Origin of the sequence: Streptomyces sp. H27-H5, assembly GCF_026627505.1 — a bacterium.
Taxonomy (GTDB): domain Bacteria; phylum Actinomycetota; class Actinomycetes; order Streptomycetales; family Streptomycetaceae; genus Streptomyces.
Genome location: NZ_JAPNLK010000360.1, coordinates 1 through 660, shown reverse-complemented (window position 1 = coordinate 660; position 660 = coordinate 1). Strand labels below are relative to the sequence as shown.

Here is a 660-nt window from a genome sequence, read left to right as displayed (position 1 = left end):
CATTCCAGCACCTCCAGCACGACGACAACCCGACCCAACGAGCCTGCCGCACCAGCACCCACCCCATGCCTGACCAGGAAGAATCAACCGATCAAGCGACGGCCCTTCCGGTTCAGCAACGGCTTCTCAAGGCTCAGAAGACGGCCAACGAGGCGGCGGCCGCAGCTCTGAAGACCGCGGCGGCCGCCGAGGGTTGCGTACTGCCGGTCACCCCGCCTCTCCCGGCATCCTGACGTTGCCGGGGTAGTTGCCCCAGCGGCACAACAGCGCGCGTGGGGGCCGTCGACGACGTATACCAGGCACAACCGGTCATGCCGCAGGCCCGGGGAGCAGGTAGGGCAACACTGCCCTCGGGGAACCCGCGGAGGGACGGCAGGAAGACGTGCCGCTCGAGCCGCAGGGGCCGAGCCGTGGGGGCGGTCCGTCTACGAGTCGGCTGCTCAGTTCCGGGCACCTTCACGACCGGTGACGCGCGGTCTCGGAGTGTCGGCACAGCAGGCATGCCCTGTCACTGAACAGCCGGTAACCGGCCATTCAGTGACAGGGGTCAAGGTGCGGCCTCATCCCCGGAGCCGCGCCAGGTGTCCTCGCGTAGGGGTGGCCCGGGGACACCTGGGGCGGGCCCGGTTACGGTGTTCCGTTGGCTCCGTTGGCGCAGGG

The 660-nt window shown here is 69.2% G+C and carries 1 protein-coding gene; it reads left to right on the top strand.

Features of this window, described 5'->3' with window-relative positions; translation table 11 throughout:
• Positions 1–233: hypothetical protein (locus OTB19_RS43250; RefSeq protein WP_267804348.1), on the top strand; the 233-nt coding region annotated here is incomplete at its 5' end.
• Between the last annotated feature and the right edge of the window lie 427 nt (positions 234–660).